The sequence below is a fragment of the Rhodococcus spelaei genome, from assembly GCF_006704125.1.
GTDB classification, from domain to species: domain Bacteria; phylum Actinomycetota; class Actinomycetes; order Mycobacteriales; family Mycobacteriaceae; genus Rhodococcus_G; species Rhodococcus_G spelaei.
Genome location: NZ_VIGH01000006.1, coordinates 21,315 through 36,613, shown reverse-complemented (window position 1 = coordinate 36,613; position 15,299 = coordinate 21,315). Strand labels below are relative to the sequence as shown.

Below are 15,299 nucleotides of genomic sequence, written 5' to 3'. Positions count from 1 at the left end.
TCGATCGGTACGATCGGTCGATATGACTTCGGACCAGTTCGCGGAGTCCGGGCTGAGCGAGTGCGCCCGATCTGAATCGGACTGCATGCCGGGGTTCGGCGCGCTTCTTGGCGGACTTGCACTTGCCGGAATTGGCGTGGTGCTGTGGGTGGCGTTTGCGGCCGCAGCTACGAGCGGGATCATCTCCGCGAAGGCGGGAATTCTCAGCCGAACAGTGTGGATCGTTGCTGTCTGGGCCGTTCCATTCGTCGGGGCTCTAGCATGGATTGCCTACGGGCGGCGTCAACAGTCGTTAGCGGCGTGATGGCCCACCAATGTCCGTAACTGGATGCCGATCACCTAATCGACTAGCGCCGCCGACAGGACCCGGCCGCGCCCACCATCCACGTGCCCCCGGCAATCTTGACCCAACCAGTACGCTTGGACTGTTACCCCACCAGGACAAACAGCTAGCGGATTACCGCCGAGTAACATGTTGTTGGTCTACATGAGGCATCCCCAGAAAAGTGAGGCAATTCATGACTGAGCGCGTTCAGGTCGGTGGTCTTCAGGTCGCCAAGGTTCTCCACGACTTCGTGGGCACCGAGGCTCTTCCCGGCACCGGTGTAGACGCCGACGCTTTCTGGGCCGGCGCCGTCAAGGTCATCGAGGACCTCGCCCCCAAGAACAAGGCGCTGCTCGCCAAGCGCGACGACTTGCAGGCGAAGATCGACGCCTGGCACCGCGACCACCTCGGAACCGAGTTCGACGCCACCGAGTACAAGGCATTCCTGCAGGAGATCGGCTACCTGCTGCCAGAGCCCGCGCCGTTCGCCGTGCAGACCCAGAACGTGGACGCCGAGATCGCGACCACCGCGGGCCCGCAGTTGGTGGTCCCGGTGCTCAACGCCCGGTTCGCGCTCAACGCCTCCAACGCCCGCTGGGGCTCGCTCTACGACGCCCTCTACGGCACCGACGCCATCTCCGAGGCCGACGGCGCAGAGAAGGGTAAGGGCTACAACAAGGTTCGCGGCGACAAGGTCATCGCCTGGGCCCGCGAGTTCCTCGACGCCGCGGCGCCGCTCGCGTCCGGCAGTCACGCCGACTCGAAGCGCTACTGGATCGACGGGACCGAGCTGAAGGTCGAGCTCACCGACGGCACCGTCACCACTCTCGCCCAGCCGGAGAAGTACGTCGGCTACCTCGGCGAGAAGGACGCGCCCACCTCGGTCCTGCTGCGCAACAACGGATTGCACGCCGAGATCCAGATCGACGCCACCTCACCGATCGGCCAGACCGACGCGGCGGGCGTCAAGGACGTGGTCCTCGAGTCCGCGCTCACCACGATCATGGACTTCGAGGACTCCGTCGCGGCAGTCGACGCCGACGACAAGGTCGTCGGCTACCGCAACTGGCTGGGCCTCAACCGCGGCGACCTCGCCGAGGAGATCAGCAAGGGCGGCAAGTCCTTCACCCGCACCCTCAACGGCGACCGCACCTACACCGCCGCCGACGGTTCCGAGCTGAGCCTGCACGGCCGCTCGCTGCTGTTCGTCCGCAATGTCGGCCACCTGATGACCAACCCCGCGATCCTCGACGCCGACGGCAACGAGGTTCCCGAGGGCATCCTGGACGCGCTGATCACCAGCCTCTGTGCCGTGCACGGTCTGTCCAAGAGCGAGGCGAACGGTCCGCACGACAACAGTCGCACCGGCTCGGTCTACATCGTCAAGCCCAAGCAGCACGGCCCCGAAGAGGTCGCGTTCACCACCGAACTGTTCGGCCGCGTCGAGCAGGTACTCGGCCTGCCCGCCAACACCCTCAAGGTCGGCATCATGGACGAGGAGCGCCGCACCACGGTGAACCTGTCCGCCTGCATCAAGGAAGCGATCGACCGGGTCGTGTTCATCAACACCGGCTTCCTCGACCGCACCGGCGACGAGATCCACACCTCCATGGAGGCCGGCGCGATGGTGCGCAAGGCCGAGATGAAGAAGCAGCGCTGGATCTCTGCCTACGAGGACTGGAACGTCGACAAGGGCCTCGCCGCCGGACTGCAGGGCAAGGCTCAGATCGGCAAGGGCATGTGGGCCATGACCGACCTGATGGCGGACATGCTCGAGCAGAAGATCGGCCACCCCAAGGCCGGCGCCAACACCGCATGGGTGCCCTCGCCCACCGGCGCCACCCTGCACGCCACCCACTACCACCGCGTCGACGTGTTCGCGGTGCAGGACGGCCTGAAGGGCAAGCCGCGCGCCACCGTCGACGACATCCTGACCATCCCGCTCGCCCCGAGCACCGACTGGTCGGACGCGGAGAAGAAGGAGGAACTGGACAACAACTGCCAGTCCATCCTCGGCTACGTGGTCCGCTGGATCGACGCGGGCGTCGGCTGCTCCAAGGTGCCGGACATCCACGACGTCGCGCTCATGGAGGACCGTGCCACGCTGCGCATCTCGAGCCAGCTGCTCGCCAACTGGCTGCGGCACGGCATCGTCACCGAGACCGAGATCGTCGCCGCGCTCGAGCGCATGGCCCCCGTGGTCGACCGCCAGAACGAGGGCGACGCCGACTACCGCCCGATGGCGCCGAACTTCGACTCCAACATCGCCTGGCAGGCAGCCAAGGAGCTGATCCTCGAGGGCGCCAAGCAGCCGAGCGGCTACACCGAGCCGATCCTGCACCGCCGCCGCCGGGAGTACAAGGCCGCCAACGCCTGATCCGCCAGCACATACGACGCCGCCGCCCGACAGTCCGGGCGGCGGCGTCGTCGTACGCGCACCCGGTGTCGTCACTTCCGGCGGCCGGCCGGAGCAACTCCGTAGACTGCCGAGGGAGAACTCGCACGGGCGTCCGGGGCCACGCGCGATCGACAGGACTGGTCCGGCGATGGTGGACGGAGACGAGGGCACGTGGGTGAGCATCGCGGCGGTCAGGGTGCACGAGGGGTGAGCAAGGGCCCGATCATCGCAGTGGTCACGGTGGTCGTGCTCGTGCTCGCCGTGCTCGGCTGGTTCCAACTGCGGGACCGCATCTCCGACCAGGGCACCCAGGCCGCGCAGACCTGCGTCGAGGGCAACGCCGTCCTCGACGTCACCGCGGATCCCGACATCTCGGCCCAGATCAGCGACTTCGCCGATCGCTACAACAAGACGGCGCCCGTCGTGCGCGACCACTGCATGACGGTGTCGGTCACCGCGGAACCGTCCGCCACCACCGCCGCCGCGCTCGAGGCGGGCGGCGGCGCCCAGTGGGCCGGGACCGGTCCGGCTCCGGCACTGTGGATTCCGCAGAGTTCCCGGTCCGTCGGCGTCCTCGTCGACCACCCGGGCCTGGTCGACGGGCAGCCGAAGTCGGTGGCCGAGTCCCCCGTGATCCTCGCCGCGTCGCCACTGCTGGCGCAGGCGCTGACGATCACGCCGACCGGCTGGCAGGACCTGCCCCGACTGCAGTCCGACCCGAATTCGCTTCCCCCGCTGGGTCTGCCCGGATGGGGCGGACTGCGCCTCGCGATGCCCACCGGCGCCGGTTCGGACGCGACCAGCCTGGCTGCCGAGGCGGTAGCGGCCGGCGTCTCCGGTGCGGGCACCGGCCCGGTCACCGCACAGCAGGCGGCGTCCGCCCCCGTGACGGCGGCCCTGTCCACCCTGAGCCTCGGATCCACCGCCATCGCCGGCGGAGCCCCCACGACCACGGCCGACACCCTGAAGACCCTGGCCGCGCAGCCGACTCCGGCCACCGGCCCCCTGCACGCGGTGCCCTCGACCGAGCAGCAGTTGTACGCGGCGACCTCCGCCGGCGCGGCACTCGGAGGGGTGGTGCTCACCGGCGCGACACCGGTCGCCGATCACCCGGCCGCGATCCTCGCGGCCCAGTGGGTCGACGAGACCCGCAGCCGTGCGGCCGCCCAGTTCGTCGACTTCCTGCGTCAGCCCGAGCAGGCAGACACCCTGCGCGGCGCCGGGTTCCGCGTGGACGGCACCGGGCCCGCCGGCAGCGAGGCGGTCCGGTTCGCGCCGATCACCAGCGTCCTCGCTCCCGCGCCCGCGGATGTGACGCGGGCACTGACCAGGGTCGTCCAGAACCCGGTCGCACCCCGCAATTCGACCGTACTGCTGGATATCTCGGGGTCCATGAGCGACAACGAGGGCAACTCGACGCGACTGCGCAACACTGCGTCGGCTCTGACCGCGCAGGTCGGCGTGACGCCCGACTACTCGAATCTCGGGCTGTGGGTGTACTCGAAGGGCCTCGACGGCGCCAAGGCCTACAAGGTGACGGTCCCGACCGGACCGCTCGCCGAGTCAATCGACGGCGCCACCCGCAGGCAGGCCCTCGATTCCACGTTGAACGGCCTGAAGCCCGCGACCGCGACCTCGACCTACGCCTCGGTCGAGGCGGCGTACGCGGCTGCGGTGAAGGGCTTCGTCGCAGGCCGGCCGAACTCGATACTGCTGATCACGGACGGCCCCAACGACGACACGTCGATCAGTTCACGACAACTGCTCGCGTCGATCAAGGACAGCGCCGTGGACGGCAAACCCGTACGCGTGGACGTGATTACCATCGGCGAGAACTCCGACAGCGCGACGCTGCGTCAACTTGCCGACCAGACCGGCGGCACGCTGGTCGGCGTCCCGTCCTCGGACGGACCCGAACTGAGCTCGGCGATCGGCAAACTCCTCGCCTGACGCCCTCGGGTGGGACGCTGGGTCAGAGGCACCAGGTGATGTCGGCGGAGCCCGGCAGCGGAACTACGAAGCAGATGTTCACCGACCCATTTCCGATGATGCGCTTGTCCGCGGACGCGGTCGGCGCTGCGAGTGCACCGATCGAGACGACGATCGCGGTGACGGCCAGGGCTCGTGCGATTGTGGAAGACATTGCCTGCACCTTTGGCTGGACGACGGCGGCGTGACAGCCACCCTCAGCAATCGTCCTCCGCCCACGACGGGTCACACAAGGTCCGTTCGTCCCGCTCACGGATTCCCCCACCAACGGGCGAAGGGACCCTGCGACCGGGTAGACCGGCACATGGGTCCCTTCACCTTGTCGGCTGGCGAACACTGTGGTGTCAGCTGCTGAACGCCTCGATCGGCGGGCAGGAGCAGACCAGGTTGCGGTCGCCGTGTGCCCCGTCGATGCGCCGCACCGGCGGCCAGATCTTGCGGGCCGTCTTGCCCGCCGGGAACACCGCGAGCTCACGCGAGTACGAGTGGTCCCACTCCCCGACCAGGCAGGCCGCAGTGTGCGGGGCGCCGCGCAGCGGGTTGTCGTCGGCCGGCCACTCCCCCGACCCGACCCGGTCGATCTCACGGCGGATCGCGACCATCGCGTCACAGAACCGGTCGATCTCGTCGAGGTTCTCGGACTCGGTCGGCTCGATCATCAGCGTGCCCGCCACCGGGAAGCTCATGGTCGGGGCGTGGAAGCCGTAGTCCGCCAACCGCTTCGCGACGTCGTCGACGGTGACGCCGGTGTCCTTGCTCAGCTGACGCAGGTCAATGATGCACTCGTGCGCGACCATCCCGTTCTCGCCCGTGTAGAGCACCGGGAAGTGCTCGTCGAGTCGGCGGGCGATGTAGTTCGCGGATGCGATCGCGGTGAGCGAGGCCTGACGCAGGCCGGCCGCGCCCATCATCCGGATGTAGGCCCAGGTGATCGGCAGGATCGAGGCGCTGCCGTACGGCGCCGCGGACACGGTCGGGCCGGTGCCGAGCTGCGGGGCCAGCGGGTGGCCGGGCAGGAACTGCGACAGGTGCGCGCGCACCGCGACCGGACCGACGCCGGGGCCGCCGCCGCCGTGCGGGATGCAGAACGTCTTGTGCAGGTTCAGGTGGCTGACGTCGCCGCCGAACCGGCCCGGCCGGGCCAGCCCCACGAGAGCATTGAGGTTCGCGCCGTCGACGTACACCTGGCCGCCGGCGTCATGCACGGCCGCGCAGATCTCGGCGACCTCGTGCTCGTAGACGCCGTGTGTGGACGGGTAAGTGATCATGATCGCCGCGAGCCGCTCGGCGTGGTCGGCGATCTTCGCCTTGAGGTCGTCGAGGTCGACGTCACCGTTCGGGCGGCAGCCGACCACCTCGACGCGCATCCCGGCCATCACCGCGGATGCGGCGTTCGTGCCGTGCGCACTGGACGGGATCAGACAGGTGTCGCGGTGGTCGTCACCGCGACTCAGGTGGTAGTTGCGGATCGCCAGCAGGCCCGCGTACTCGCCCTGGCTGCCCGCGTTCGGCTGCAGGCTCACCGCGTCGTAACCGGTGATCGCCGCCAGCCAGTTCTCGAGGTCCTTGATGATCGCCAGCATGCCGGGCGCGTCGTCGGTCGGCGCGAAGGGGTGCAGCCTGGTGAACTGCGGCCAGGTGATGGCCTCCATCTCCGCGGCCGCATTGAGCTTCATCGTGCACGATCCGAGCGGAATCATGCTGCGGTCCAGGGCAATGTCCTTGTCCGAGAGCATCCGCAGGTAGCGCATCATCGCGGTCTCGGTGCGGTGCTTCACGAACGCCGGATGCGCGAGGAACTCGGAGGTCCGAGCCAGCTCCGCAGGCAGGGACACGGCCGCGTCAGCCACCCCGGCGCGCACGCCGAACGCCGCGAGCACCGATTCCAGGTGCGCGGTGGTGGTGGCCTCGTCGCAGGAGATCCCGACGTGGTCGGCGTCGACAAGGCGCAGGTTCACGTTCCAGCCCTTGGCCGCCGCGACGACCTCCTCGGCGCGACCGGGCACCCGGGCGAGGACGGTGTCGAAGAACCGCTCGTGCACGACCTCCACGCCCGCGGCGCGCAGCCCGGACGCCAGCGCGCGGGCCTGACCGTTGACCTGACGCGCGATCGCGGTCAGGCCCTCGGCGCCGTGATAGCTGGCGTACATCGCCGCGACCACCGCGAGCAGCACCTGGGCAGTACAGATGTTCGAGGTCGCCTTCTCGCGGCGGATGTGCTGCTCGCGGGTCTGCAGTGCGAGCCGGTAGGCCTTGTCGCCGTCGGCGTCCACCGAGACCCCTACGAGGCGGCCGGGCAGCTGCCGGGCGAGCTTCGAGTGCACCGCGAGGTAGCCGGCGTGCGGGCCGCCGAAGCCCATCGGGACGCCGAAACGCTGGGTGGTGCCGAAGCACGCGTCGGCACCCTGCTCGCCGGGCGGGGTCAGCAGGGTCAGCGCCAGCAGGTCCGCTCCCACCGCGACCAGCGCGCCACGCTCGTGCGCGGCGGCGATCAGCGCGGAGTGGTCGACGATGCGGCCGGACGCGCCGGGCAGCTGCGCCAGCACACCGAAGAAGTCCCCGTCGGGCAGGCCCTGCGAGAGGTCCGCCTCGACGAGCTCGATGCCGAGCGGGGTCGCCCGGGTCTCGATCACGGCCCGGGTCTGCGGGAAGAGGTCGGCGTCGATGACGAACCGCGGGGACTTGCTGCGGCCGGCGCGGCGCAACAGCGTCATCGCCTCGGCGGCGGCGGTCGCCTCGTCGAGCATCGACGAGTTCGCCACCTCCATGCCGGTGAGGTCGGCGACCATGGTCTGGAAGTTGAGCAGCGCCTCGAGCCTGCCCTGGCTGATCTCGGGCTGGTACGGCGTGTACGCGGTGTACCAGGCGGGGTTCTCGATGAGGTTGCGCACCAGCACCGGCGGGGTCAGGGTGTCGTAGTACCCGAGGCCGATCATCGAGGTGGCGACGGTGTTGCGCTGCGCCAGTTCGGTCAGCTCGGCGAGCACCTCGTGCTCGGAGACCGGCGCGGGCAGCACGTCGAGTCCGTCGCTGACCCCGGCCGAGGCGGAGTCGAGAATGCTGGCGGGCACCGCCTTCGCCGCGATCTCGTCCAGCGCGTCGACCCCGATGACGTCCAGGATGCGCCGCAATTCGGCGGCGTCCGGGCCGATGTGGCGATCGACGAATGCGTGACTTCTGGCGTCTGACTGCTCGAACAAGGCAACTCCCGCAGCGGTTGGGTACGAGGTCACACCGCGCGATGCGGTGCGTTCCTCCCCCTCTGTCGCCTGCTCGTCGCCGCGAGCGCCTGAGAGATTCAGGACCCGACTGGTGTAGGTCCCTTTCCCCGTGGGCGGGTGGGTACTCCCACCGCTTTCCAGAGACGTCGTAGCCCGCACGGTCCTCGGTGCCTGAGAGATTGACGGGGAGGTATTGCTCCTTCGGCGTCCGGACTGATGCTCCGGAACTCTCCCATGCGGCGGCGACGTACCTGCGATTCTAGGCCACGAATTGCCGTGTTCGCGCCGCCGGGACCCCTGACGGGGTGTGCCGCGCGACACACGTCGAGCCGGTGAATAAGCTCGGGTCAGCCGATCTTGCGGTTCGCGCGGTTCTTGCGGCGCGACGCGAGTTCGTCCTCGGGGCTCTGCTCGCTCTCGCCGCCGTCCGCCCGTTCGGCCGGGAAGTCGGCGATGGTGCCGGTCAGCTCCCGCATCGCACCGCTGACCGCGATGCCGAACACGCCCTGGCCGCCCTGCAGCAGGTCCACGACCTCCTCCGGAGAGGTGCACTCGTAGACGGTGGTGCCGTCGGAGAACAACGTGATCTTCGCGAGGTCCCCGACGCCACGCTTGCGCAGGTGGTCGACCGCGACACGAATGTTCTGCAGCGAGATCCCCGTGTCCAGCAGACGCTTGACGATCTTGAGGACGAGGATGTCCTTGAACGAGTAGAGGCGCTGGCTGCCCGACCCCGCGGCACCGCGGATGGAGGGAACCACCAGCGATGTGCGTGCCCAGTAGTCCAGTTGCCGGTAGGTGATGCCCGCGATCTGGCACGCGATCGGCACCCGGTAGCCGACCAGGTCGTCGGGCACCGAGTCATCGGGAAACAGGCCGGGCTGAATGTCCTCGGCACTGATCACCTCGGCGTTGATGTCCTCGCGGACATTCGCGTCCTTCGGCTGATCTCCCACTGACTGCTCCCTCTCGCACGGACAATCCCTACCGTGGATTCATCTCAGGGTACGCCCGGACGAATCACATGGTGGGTGTTCACTGAGACCGAACGCTATGGCTCGACGTATCCGCGGTCAACGCAACACGCCCAGGTAGCTGGACCTTAGCTCGAGAGAATCACCATTTCGCCAGGTGACGGCTGAATCGAGCTAGCCGTCGGTGGCCTTGAAATCGTCCGGCGACACCGATTCGAGGAACTCCTTGAACTTCTCCACCTCGTCCTCACGCTCGTCCGGCATCACCAGGCCGGCCTCCGCGAGCACCGACTCCTCCGCGTAGATCGGCACGCCCGCGCGCAGCGCGATCGCCACCGAGTCGGACGGTCGGGCAGACACCGTCAGGTTCTCGTCGAAGACCAGGTCGGCGTAGAAGGTGCCCTCCTGCAGGTCCACGATCCGCACCTCGCGCAGCGTGTGCCCGAGCGCACCGATCAACGTCGTGATGAGGTCGTGCGTGAGCGGACGCGCCGGCTCGACACCTTGCTGTTCGAGGACGATCGCGGTGGCCTCGGTCTGCCCGATCCAGATCGGGAGGTAACGGTCGCCGTCGGATTCCCGGAGCAGCAGGACGGGCTGATTCTGTGGCTGCTCAACACGAATCCCGACCACACGCATCTCGCTCATCGCGTCTGCCTCCCGTCTGCCGTCCCTTGCACGTGAACCGTGAAGGCGCCCGAACCATGAAGCGGTACCGTCGATTCTATTCGAACCTCGCGCACCATTCGACTCTCGTCTCACCTCGCGGGCAAGACATTCGATCAGCGGTCGAGTGCACCGCGAACAGCCGCCTTCACCAGGCAGGTGTGCAGCGTCAGCGACAGCGCCGCGAGCTCGCGCACCATCTCCTCGGCGCGGTCGCGCGCGCCCGCATCGCGACCCTTGGCCACCGGTCCGGCGATCTGGGCGACCAGCCCGGCCTCGCGGTCGGCCGCGAGCTTGAAGGCCCGCAGGTGCCGCACCTCGAGACCGAAGCCGGACATCGCCTTCGCGGTGCGTGCGAGGGTGACCGCGTCCTCGTCGAAGAACCCGGCAGCGCCCGGCACAATCAGCCCGCTGCGGATCAGCTCGGCCAGGAACGGCTCGTCAGTCCCGGACCGGGCCAGCAGGTCCACCCGACTGATCCGCACCTCGCGGTGCGGTCGGAACTCCTCGGGCGAGACCTCGCCCGGTGCGACCGTCAAGGCCCGCGGACGGCGCGGGGCCGAGTCCGTGGACCCGACCACCGCAGCGCCACTGTCGATCGCCTCGAGCTGCTCCTTGATCACCTTCAGGGGCAGGTACTGATCCCGCTGCGCGGTGAGCACGAAACGCAGCCGCTCGCAGTCGGTGATCGAGAACCGCCGGTAGCCCGACGGCGTGCGTTCCGGACTGATCAGCCCCTCCGCCTCGAGGAAGCGGATCTTGGAGATCGTGATGTCCGGAAAGTCCGGACGGAGCCGATCCAGGACGGAGCCGATCGACATGCCGCCCTGGGTCTGCTGCCGTACGGCTGTCATCAGCTCCCCGTAGCCGCAGACGAGTCGCCGGCAGTACCGCGGGGGCCGGTCAGGAATACGAGCCGGAACTTGCCGATCTGGACCTCGTCGCCGTTGGCGAGCGTGGCCGAGTCGACCGGCTCGCGGTTGACGTACGTCCCGTTGAGGCTTCCGACGTCGACCACCTGGAACTCGTGCTCGTCCTGCCGGAACTCGGCATGCCGCCGACTGACCGTGACGTCGTCGAGGAAGATGTCGCTGTCCGGGTGTCGGCCCGCCGAGGTGGTGGGCTGGTCGAGCAGGAACCGGGAACCCGCATTGGGGCCGCGCTTGACGACGAGCAGGGCCGATCCGGCCGGAAGACCCTCGACACCCGAAACGGGCGCCTCAGCGGCTGGCGGGGTGGCCGTTGCACCGTCCAGCTCGCTGAGGAAATCCGCACGGAAGACAGACGTGGTCTCCGCCGGTGTTTCCCCGTAGACCGCGTCGTTGTCGTTGTCGCTCACCGTTTCTCCTCCTCAGTCCGATCGATTCGGGAATGGTCCCGAACAAATCTGTAGACACAATCACATACCGATGCGGACCTGCGCCCCGACACGGCGAATGCGCTCCCCTCGACCGTACCCTGCGAAAGCCTGTCCGCGTAGGCAGTCGCCGGTCGGGGCGGGCCGAAACTACTCGCCCGAGACCGCCCGGTACGCCTGCGCGTCCAGCATCTCGGCGAGCGCCGAATCGAGAGTCGCCTCGTCGGCAACCTCCAACTCCACCAGCCATCCCTGTTCGTACGGCGCGGAGTTCACCAGCTCGGGGCTTGCGTCCAAATCGGCGTTCGCCGCAATGACTTTCGCGCTCAGGGGAGCGTAGATGTCGGAGACGCTCTTCGTCGACTCGACCTCGCCGAGCGACTCGCCGGCAACCACCGCCTCGTCCACGGCGGGCAGCTGCACGAAAACCACGTCGCCGAGCTGCGACTGCGCGAAATCGGTGATTCCGACCCGGACGGTGGTCGCACCGGTCCGCTGCACCCATTCGTGCTCCGCCGTGTACAGCAATTCGGAAGGCGTGTTGAGTTCACTCACCGTGAAGTCCTTTCATGACAATCCGGTGCGCGCGGCGGTCGCGGCGGTCGAACCCGGATCTCAGTTTCCGGGCTGAGCGTATTGGCGTGGTTTCGTCTCTCGCAAGGCGGAGATCGTGACCTGCTCCGATTGCTCGACGGTCACCCGGCCGCCACTGCGCGCGACCGTGTCCACCACTCCGCCCGGGATGTTCAGTGCGGCAGCGAGCGTCGGCGGGTCGCCGATCGCGGTCACCCGGTAGGGCGCCGTGATCTCGGTTCCGTCGAGCTGCAGACGACCCGCTGGTCCCGTCACCCAGGAGTTCACACCGATCCGTATCGGCGCAGCTCCTGCGCCCTGCACCTCGATGGCTTCGGCTCCCGCCGCCCGCAGTTCCTGCAGCAGGTCGAGCACGACCTCCGAGCCCACACCGCGGCCCGGATCGGTCACCGTCAGCACCACACCCGGGCCGGTCGCCGGGACCGAACCGACCTGGATCGACAGCGCTGTCAGGCGCGAGCGTGCCTCCGTCAGAGCCGCGTCCGAGCCGCCGCCGCTGCGCTGCAACGTGGCCAACGTCTCCTCGAGCGAGGCGACCTCCTGGCGCAGCGAGGCCTCACGCTGGTTCAGGGTGTCGAGCACCACCAGCAGGTCGGCGGGGCGTGCGGAATCCAGGCTGTCCCCGGAACCGGTGTCGCGCACCTGGGTCGCGATCGCCAGTCCCAGCGCCGCCATCAAGAGCACGGCCAGCAGTCCGAACACCGTCCGGGACCGCCGCACCGACGCCGGTGTCACGGTGTGCCACTCGTGCTTGCCCTCGATCCCGTTCACGGTCGCTCACGCACCGAAGAGCCTGCGCCGCAACGCGGCCGCGTTGCCGAAGATTCGGATACCGAGGACCACCACGATGGCGGTGGACAGCTGCGTCCCGACGCCGAGCTGGTCGCCGAGCCAGACGATGAGCGCGGCGACGAGAACGTTGAACACGAACGAGACCACGAAGACCTTGGCGTCGAAGATCTCGTCCAGGTACGCGCGCAGCCCGCCGAACACCGCGTCGAGCGCGGCGACGACGGCGATCGGCAGGTACGGCTGCACCCCGTCGGGCACCTGCGGCCGAAACACCACGCCCGCAACGATCCCCGCGACGAGCGCGAGGACGCCGTAGATCGCGTACCCGTTCTTCACTGCCTTCACCGGCTTCACTGGCCCCCCACCTCGCGTGCGGATCGAATCTCCCGGGCTGACGCGCCGGGCAGTCGGATGTCGTCGTTCTCGGCGACGGTGAATCCGACGCCGTAAAGCTGTGCCACGCCGGACATCCGGAGGTATGCGTCGCTGACGACGAAGCCGGTCTGCAGCCGTGAGCTGGGACCGATCGCGGAGACGACGTACGGCGAGGGCACCGGTTGGTTGTCCACCAACATCGCCCCACCCGCCTGCCGGATCGTCACCGAGGGTCCGACCCGTACCCCGCCCACCGCCACAGCCTCGGCGCCGCCGGCCCACAGCGCGTTGACCACCGTCTGCAGGTCACGGTCGAGGATCACCGGCTTCGCCCGGGCCGCCGGTCGCGACTGGTCGGACAGGTCGGGGCGGGCGGCCGGGTCGGTCAGCGTGACGACGATCCCCGGGCCGTGCACGGGGTCCAGCCCCGCGGCCTGTTCCTGCGCGCCCAGTCGGGTCAGCACCCCGGATCCCCGGGCGTCGCCGGCCAGGGCCTGGGCCCGCAGCGCGTCCGTCCGGGCGGCCAGGTCGTCGCGGGTGGCGGCCAGTTTCGCGCCACGCGACTCCGCGTCGTGCACCTTGCCGAGGATCTCGCTGCGCACCTGGTCGACCCCGGGTGCCCGGTCGGAGGCCTGCGCGTAGGCCACCCCGAACAGCAGTCCGAGGACGAGACAGCCTGCCACACACCACGCACTCGCGTGCAGCGGGCGGTGCAGCGAGTGCCCCCGCGCCCGGTCCTCGGCGGCCGCCGCGTAGCCCGGGTCGAGTCCCTCGTTCATCAACGCCTTGAGCAGCGAAGGCACCGGGTTGCGGCGAACAGGTTCGTCGCCGACGTGAATTCCGCTCACGGCGACCCGGCCCCCGGGGCACGCTCCCCCGGCGGGTGCTTGCCCGCCGACCCGGCGAGCGGGACCGTTCGCGCGACGTTGCGGGCCGCCAGCAGGTACAGCAGGCCGGTCCACACGTACAGGCCGGTCCCCCACGCGAGCAGCGCGTAACCCCAGGCCCGCCCGTACGGGGCGAACGCCCAGTCGCCCTGCGCGGCCAGCACCAGGGGAAGCGCGAACATCAGCGCGAAGGTGGCGGCCTTGCCGAGGTAGAGCACGGTCGGCGGGGGGAGCCCTCGCCGCCGGTAGATCGGCAGGGTCAGGGCCAGCACCAGGTCGCGGCCGATCAGGATCACCGCGACCCACCACGGGATGATGCCGCGGATCGCGAACGCGATCAGTGTGGAGACGACGTACAGCCGGTCCACCAAGGGATCCAGCAGGCCGCCGAGTTTCGACGTCTGGTTCAGCAGTCGGGCGAGTTTGCCGTCCGCCCAGTCGGTGAACCCGCTGAGCATGAGGATCGCCAGGGCCCAGCCGTCCGCGTGCGGTCCGAGCAGCAGGTACACGAAGATCGGCACGCCGATCAACCGGACCACGCTGAGCAGATTCGGCACGGTCAGGACACGGTCGGTCACGATCGGTTCGGACGGGCCGTCCGCCACCTCAGGTGGCCGGTTTCCGCTGCCCATGTGACCCCCGCGTTCCCTCGTCCGTTCGACTACGGGGACAAGCGTGTCACACGGCCGGCCGCGGGGCGCGGACGCGGGCGACCGCGTCCGCACTCAGGCTGCCGAGATAGAGCCAGCCGTCCGCCTCCCGCACACCCGTGACCGGCGAATAGCTCCCCTTCCCGCCCCGCAGGCTGTGCACGATCGTGCCGCTGCCGTCGAGCCCGAGCACCCAGGCCCGCTGCTCCGGGTCCGGCTGGGCCCAGCCGGGCAGGTTCGCCGCGACCAGGCGCAACGTCGGGTGCGGGGCCATCATGTCCAGCAGCCGCATCCGCGGGCTGTACAGGGCGACCCAGAAGATTCCCGCCGGAGTCTGCGAAGCGACGTTGTCCGGGATGCCGGGCAGGTTCTCCGCCCAGGTGCTGACCCGGCCGACATTCGGTCCGGTGAGATCGACCCGCCGGATCCGGTAGCCCCCGGTCTCCGCGACCACCACGAAGGACCCGTCGGCGGACAGTCCGACCCCGTTGCCGAACTGCAGCCCGTCGGCCAGCAGGTCCGTCTCGCCGGTCACCGGGTCCAGCCGGATCAGCCGGCCCGTCCCGCGGTGTTCGAGCAGGTCGTAGCGATGCTCGGCGATGGAGAACTTGGCCGAGGAGTCGGTGAAGTAGATGATGCCGTCGCGCCCGACCGCCGAGTTGTTGCACGCGACCAGCGGCTGGCCGACAGCGCTGTCGGCCAGCGTCTCGACCCGACCGCGATCGTCGACGCGCAGTACGCCGCGTTCGGCGTCACAGACGAGGTAGCGGCCGTCGTCGAGCACCTCGACGCCGAGGGGGCGGCCGCCGGTGTCCGCGACGACGGTGGGCCTGCCCGGCTCGTCGAAGCGCCACAACCTACCGTCGTCGGTGCCGGTGACCAGGCGTCCGTCGTGGTCGACGGCGACGTCCTCGGGCCCCTTCGCGTCCGGCATCGACCAGCGTTCGGCCGCGTCGAATTCCGGTGCCGGGTCGGGGATCACGTGCGGCGCCGGCGGTGCCTTCCACGCGACTGGGTCGACGCCGGTGCGGTCGAGTCGAGCGAGTACGTCACGGACGAATCCCATAGGGG

General features: G+C 69.2%; 14 protein-coding genes and 1 riboswitch. Of the genes, 2 read left to right on the top strand and 12 right to left on the bottom strand.

From position 1 onward, the window contains the following. The first annotated feature begins 518 nt into the window (after positions 1-518). Both FK531_RS14030 and FK531_RS14025 read left to right on the top strand, forming a co-directional pair. Positions 519-2,702, top strand: a complete 2,184-nt coding sequence (locus FK531_RS14030) for a malate synthase G (RefSeq protein WP_142100346.1) — start codon at positions 519-521, stop codon at positions 2,700-2,702. A 228-nt stretch (positions 2,703-2,930) separates the two neighbouring features. Beyond that, positions 2,931-4,673, top strand: coding sequence for a substrate-binding domain-containing protein (locus tag FK531_RS14025; RefSeq protein WP_246098154.1), 1,743 nt, complete (start codon positions 2,931-2,933; stop codon positions 4,671-4,673). Between the two features lie 22 nt (positions 4,674-4,695). Here FK531_RS14025 and FK531_RS22400 read toward each other — a convergent pair whose 3' ends face one another. The 12 genes from FK531_RS22400 to FK531_RS13970 form a co-directional block, all read right to left on the bottom strand. Further along, positions 4,696-4,866, bottom strand: coding sequence for a hypothetical protein (locus tag FK531_RS22400; RefSeq protein WP_181762957.1), 171 nt, complete (start codon positions 4,864-4,866; stop codon positions 4,696-4,698). 190 nt (positions 4,867-5,056) lie between these two features. Beyond that, entirely contained in the window at positions 5,057-7,912 is a 2,856-nt protein-coding gene (gene gcvP, locus FK531_RS14020; RefSeq protein ID WP_142100342.1) for an aminomethyl-transferring glycine dehydrogenase, read from the bottom strand. 169 nt (positions 7,913-8,081) lie between these two features. Further along, positions 8,082-8,178, bottom strand: a riboswitch (glycine riboswitch). A gap of 102 nt (positions 8,179-8,280) precedes the next feature. After that, positions 8,281-8,889, bottom strand: a complete 609-nt coding sequence (locus FK531_RS14015; RefSeq protein WP_142100340.1) for a MerR family transcriptional regulator — start codon at positions 8,887-8,889, stop codon at positions 8,281-8,283. Positions 8,890-9,081: 192 nt separating this feature from the next. Beyond that, positions 9,082-9,555, bottom strand: coding sequence for a bifunctional nuclease family protein (locus FK531_RS14010; protein WP_142100338.1), 474 nt, complete (start codon positions 9,553-9,555; stop codon positions 9,082-9,084). 134 nt (positions 9,556-9,689) lie between these two features. Next, positions 9,690-10,427 carry a transcriptional regulator FtsR gene (ftsR, locus tag FK531_RS14005; protein WP_142100336.1) on the bottom strand — a complete coding sequence of 246 codons (738 nt, stop codon included), beginning with the start codon at positions 10,425-10,427 and terminating at the stop codon, positions 9,690-9,692. Next, entirely contained in the window at positions 10,427-10,912 is a 486-nt protein-coding gene (garA, locus tag FK531_RS14000; protein WP_142100334.1) for a glycogen accumulation regulator GarA, read from the bottom strand. Before garA ends, ftsR begins: the two co-directional genes overlap by 1 nt. A gap of 168 nt (positions 10,913-11,080) precedes the next feature. After that, complete coding sequence (gene gcvH / locus FK531_RS13995) at positions 11,081-11,485, bottom strand: glycine cleavage system protein GcvH (RefSeq protein WP_142100332.1); 405 nt, start codon at positions 11,483-11,485, stop codon at positions 11,081-11,083. A gap of 60 nt (positions 11,486-11,545) precedes the next feature. Continuing rightward, positions 11,546-12,295: a DUF881 domain-containing protein gene (locus FK531_RS13990; RefSeq protein WP_142100330.1), complete on the bottom strand. Its 750-nt coding sequence runs from the start codon at positions 12,293-12,295 to the stop codon at positions 11,546-11,548. A 6-nt stretch (positions 12,296-12,301) separates the two neighbouring features. Next, positions 12,302-12,652 carry a small basic family protein gene (locus FK531_RS13985; RefSeq protein WP_142100796.1) on the bottom strand — a complete coding sequence of 117 codons (351 nt, stop codon included), beginning with the start codon at positions 12,650-12,652 and terminating at the stop codon, positions 12,302-12,304. Between the two features lie 14 nt (positions 12,653-12,666). Continuing rightward, positions 12,667-13,470 (bottom strand): DUF881 domain-containing protein, encoded by an 804-nt coding sequence (locus FK531_RS13980; protein ID WP_142100799.1) that lies wholly within the window; start codon positions 13,468-13,470, stop codon positions 12,667-12,669. Positions 13,471-13,535: 65 nt separating this feature from the next. After that, entirely contained in the window at positions 13,536-14,210 is a 675-nt protein-coding gene (locus FK531_RS13975) for a CDP-alcohol phosphatidyltransferase family protein (RefSeq protein WP_142100328.1), read from the bottom strand. A 46-nt stretch (positions 14,211-14,256) separates the two neighbouring features. Further along, complete coding sequence (locus FK531_RS13970) at positions 14,257-15,294, bottom strand: SMP-30/gluconolactonase/LRE family protein (protein ID WP_142100326.1); 1,038 nt, start codon at positions 15,292-15,294, stop codon at positions 14,257-14,259. Positions 15,295-15,299: the final 5 nt, after the last annotated feature.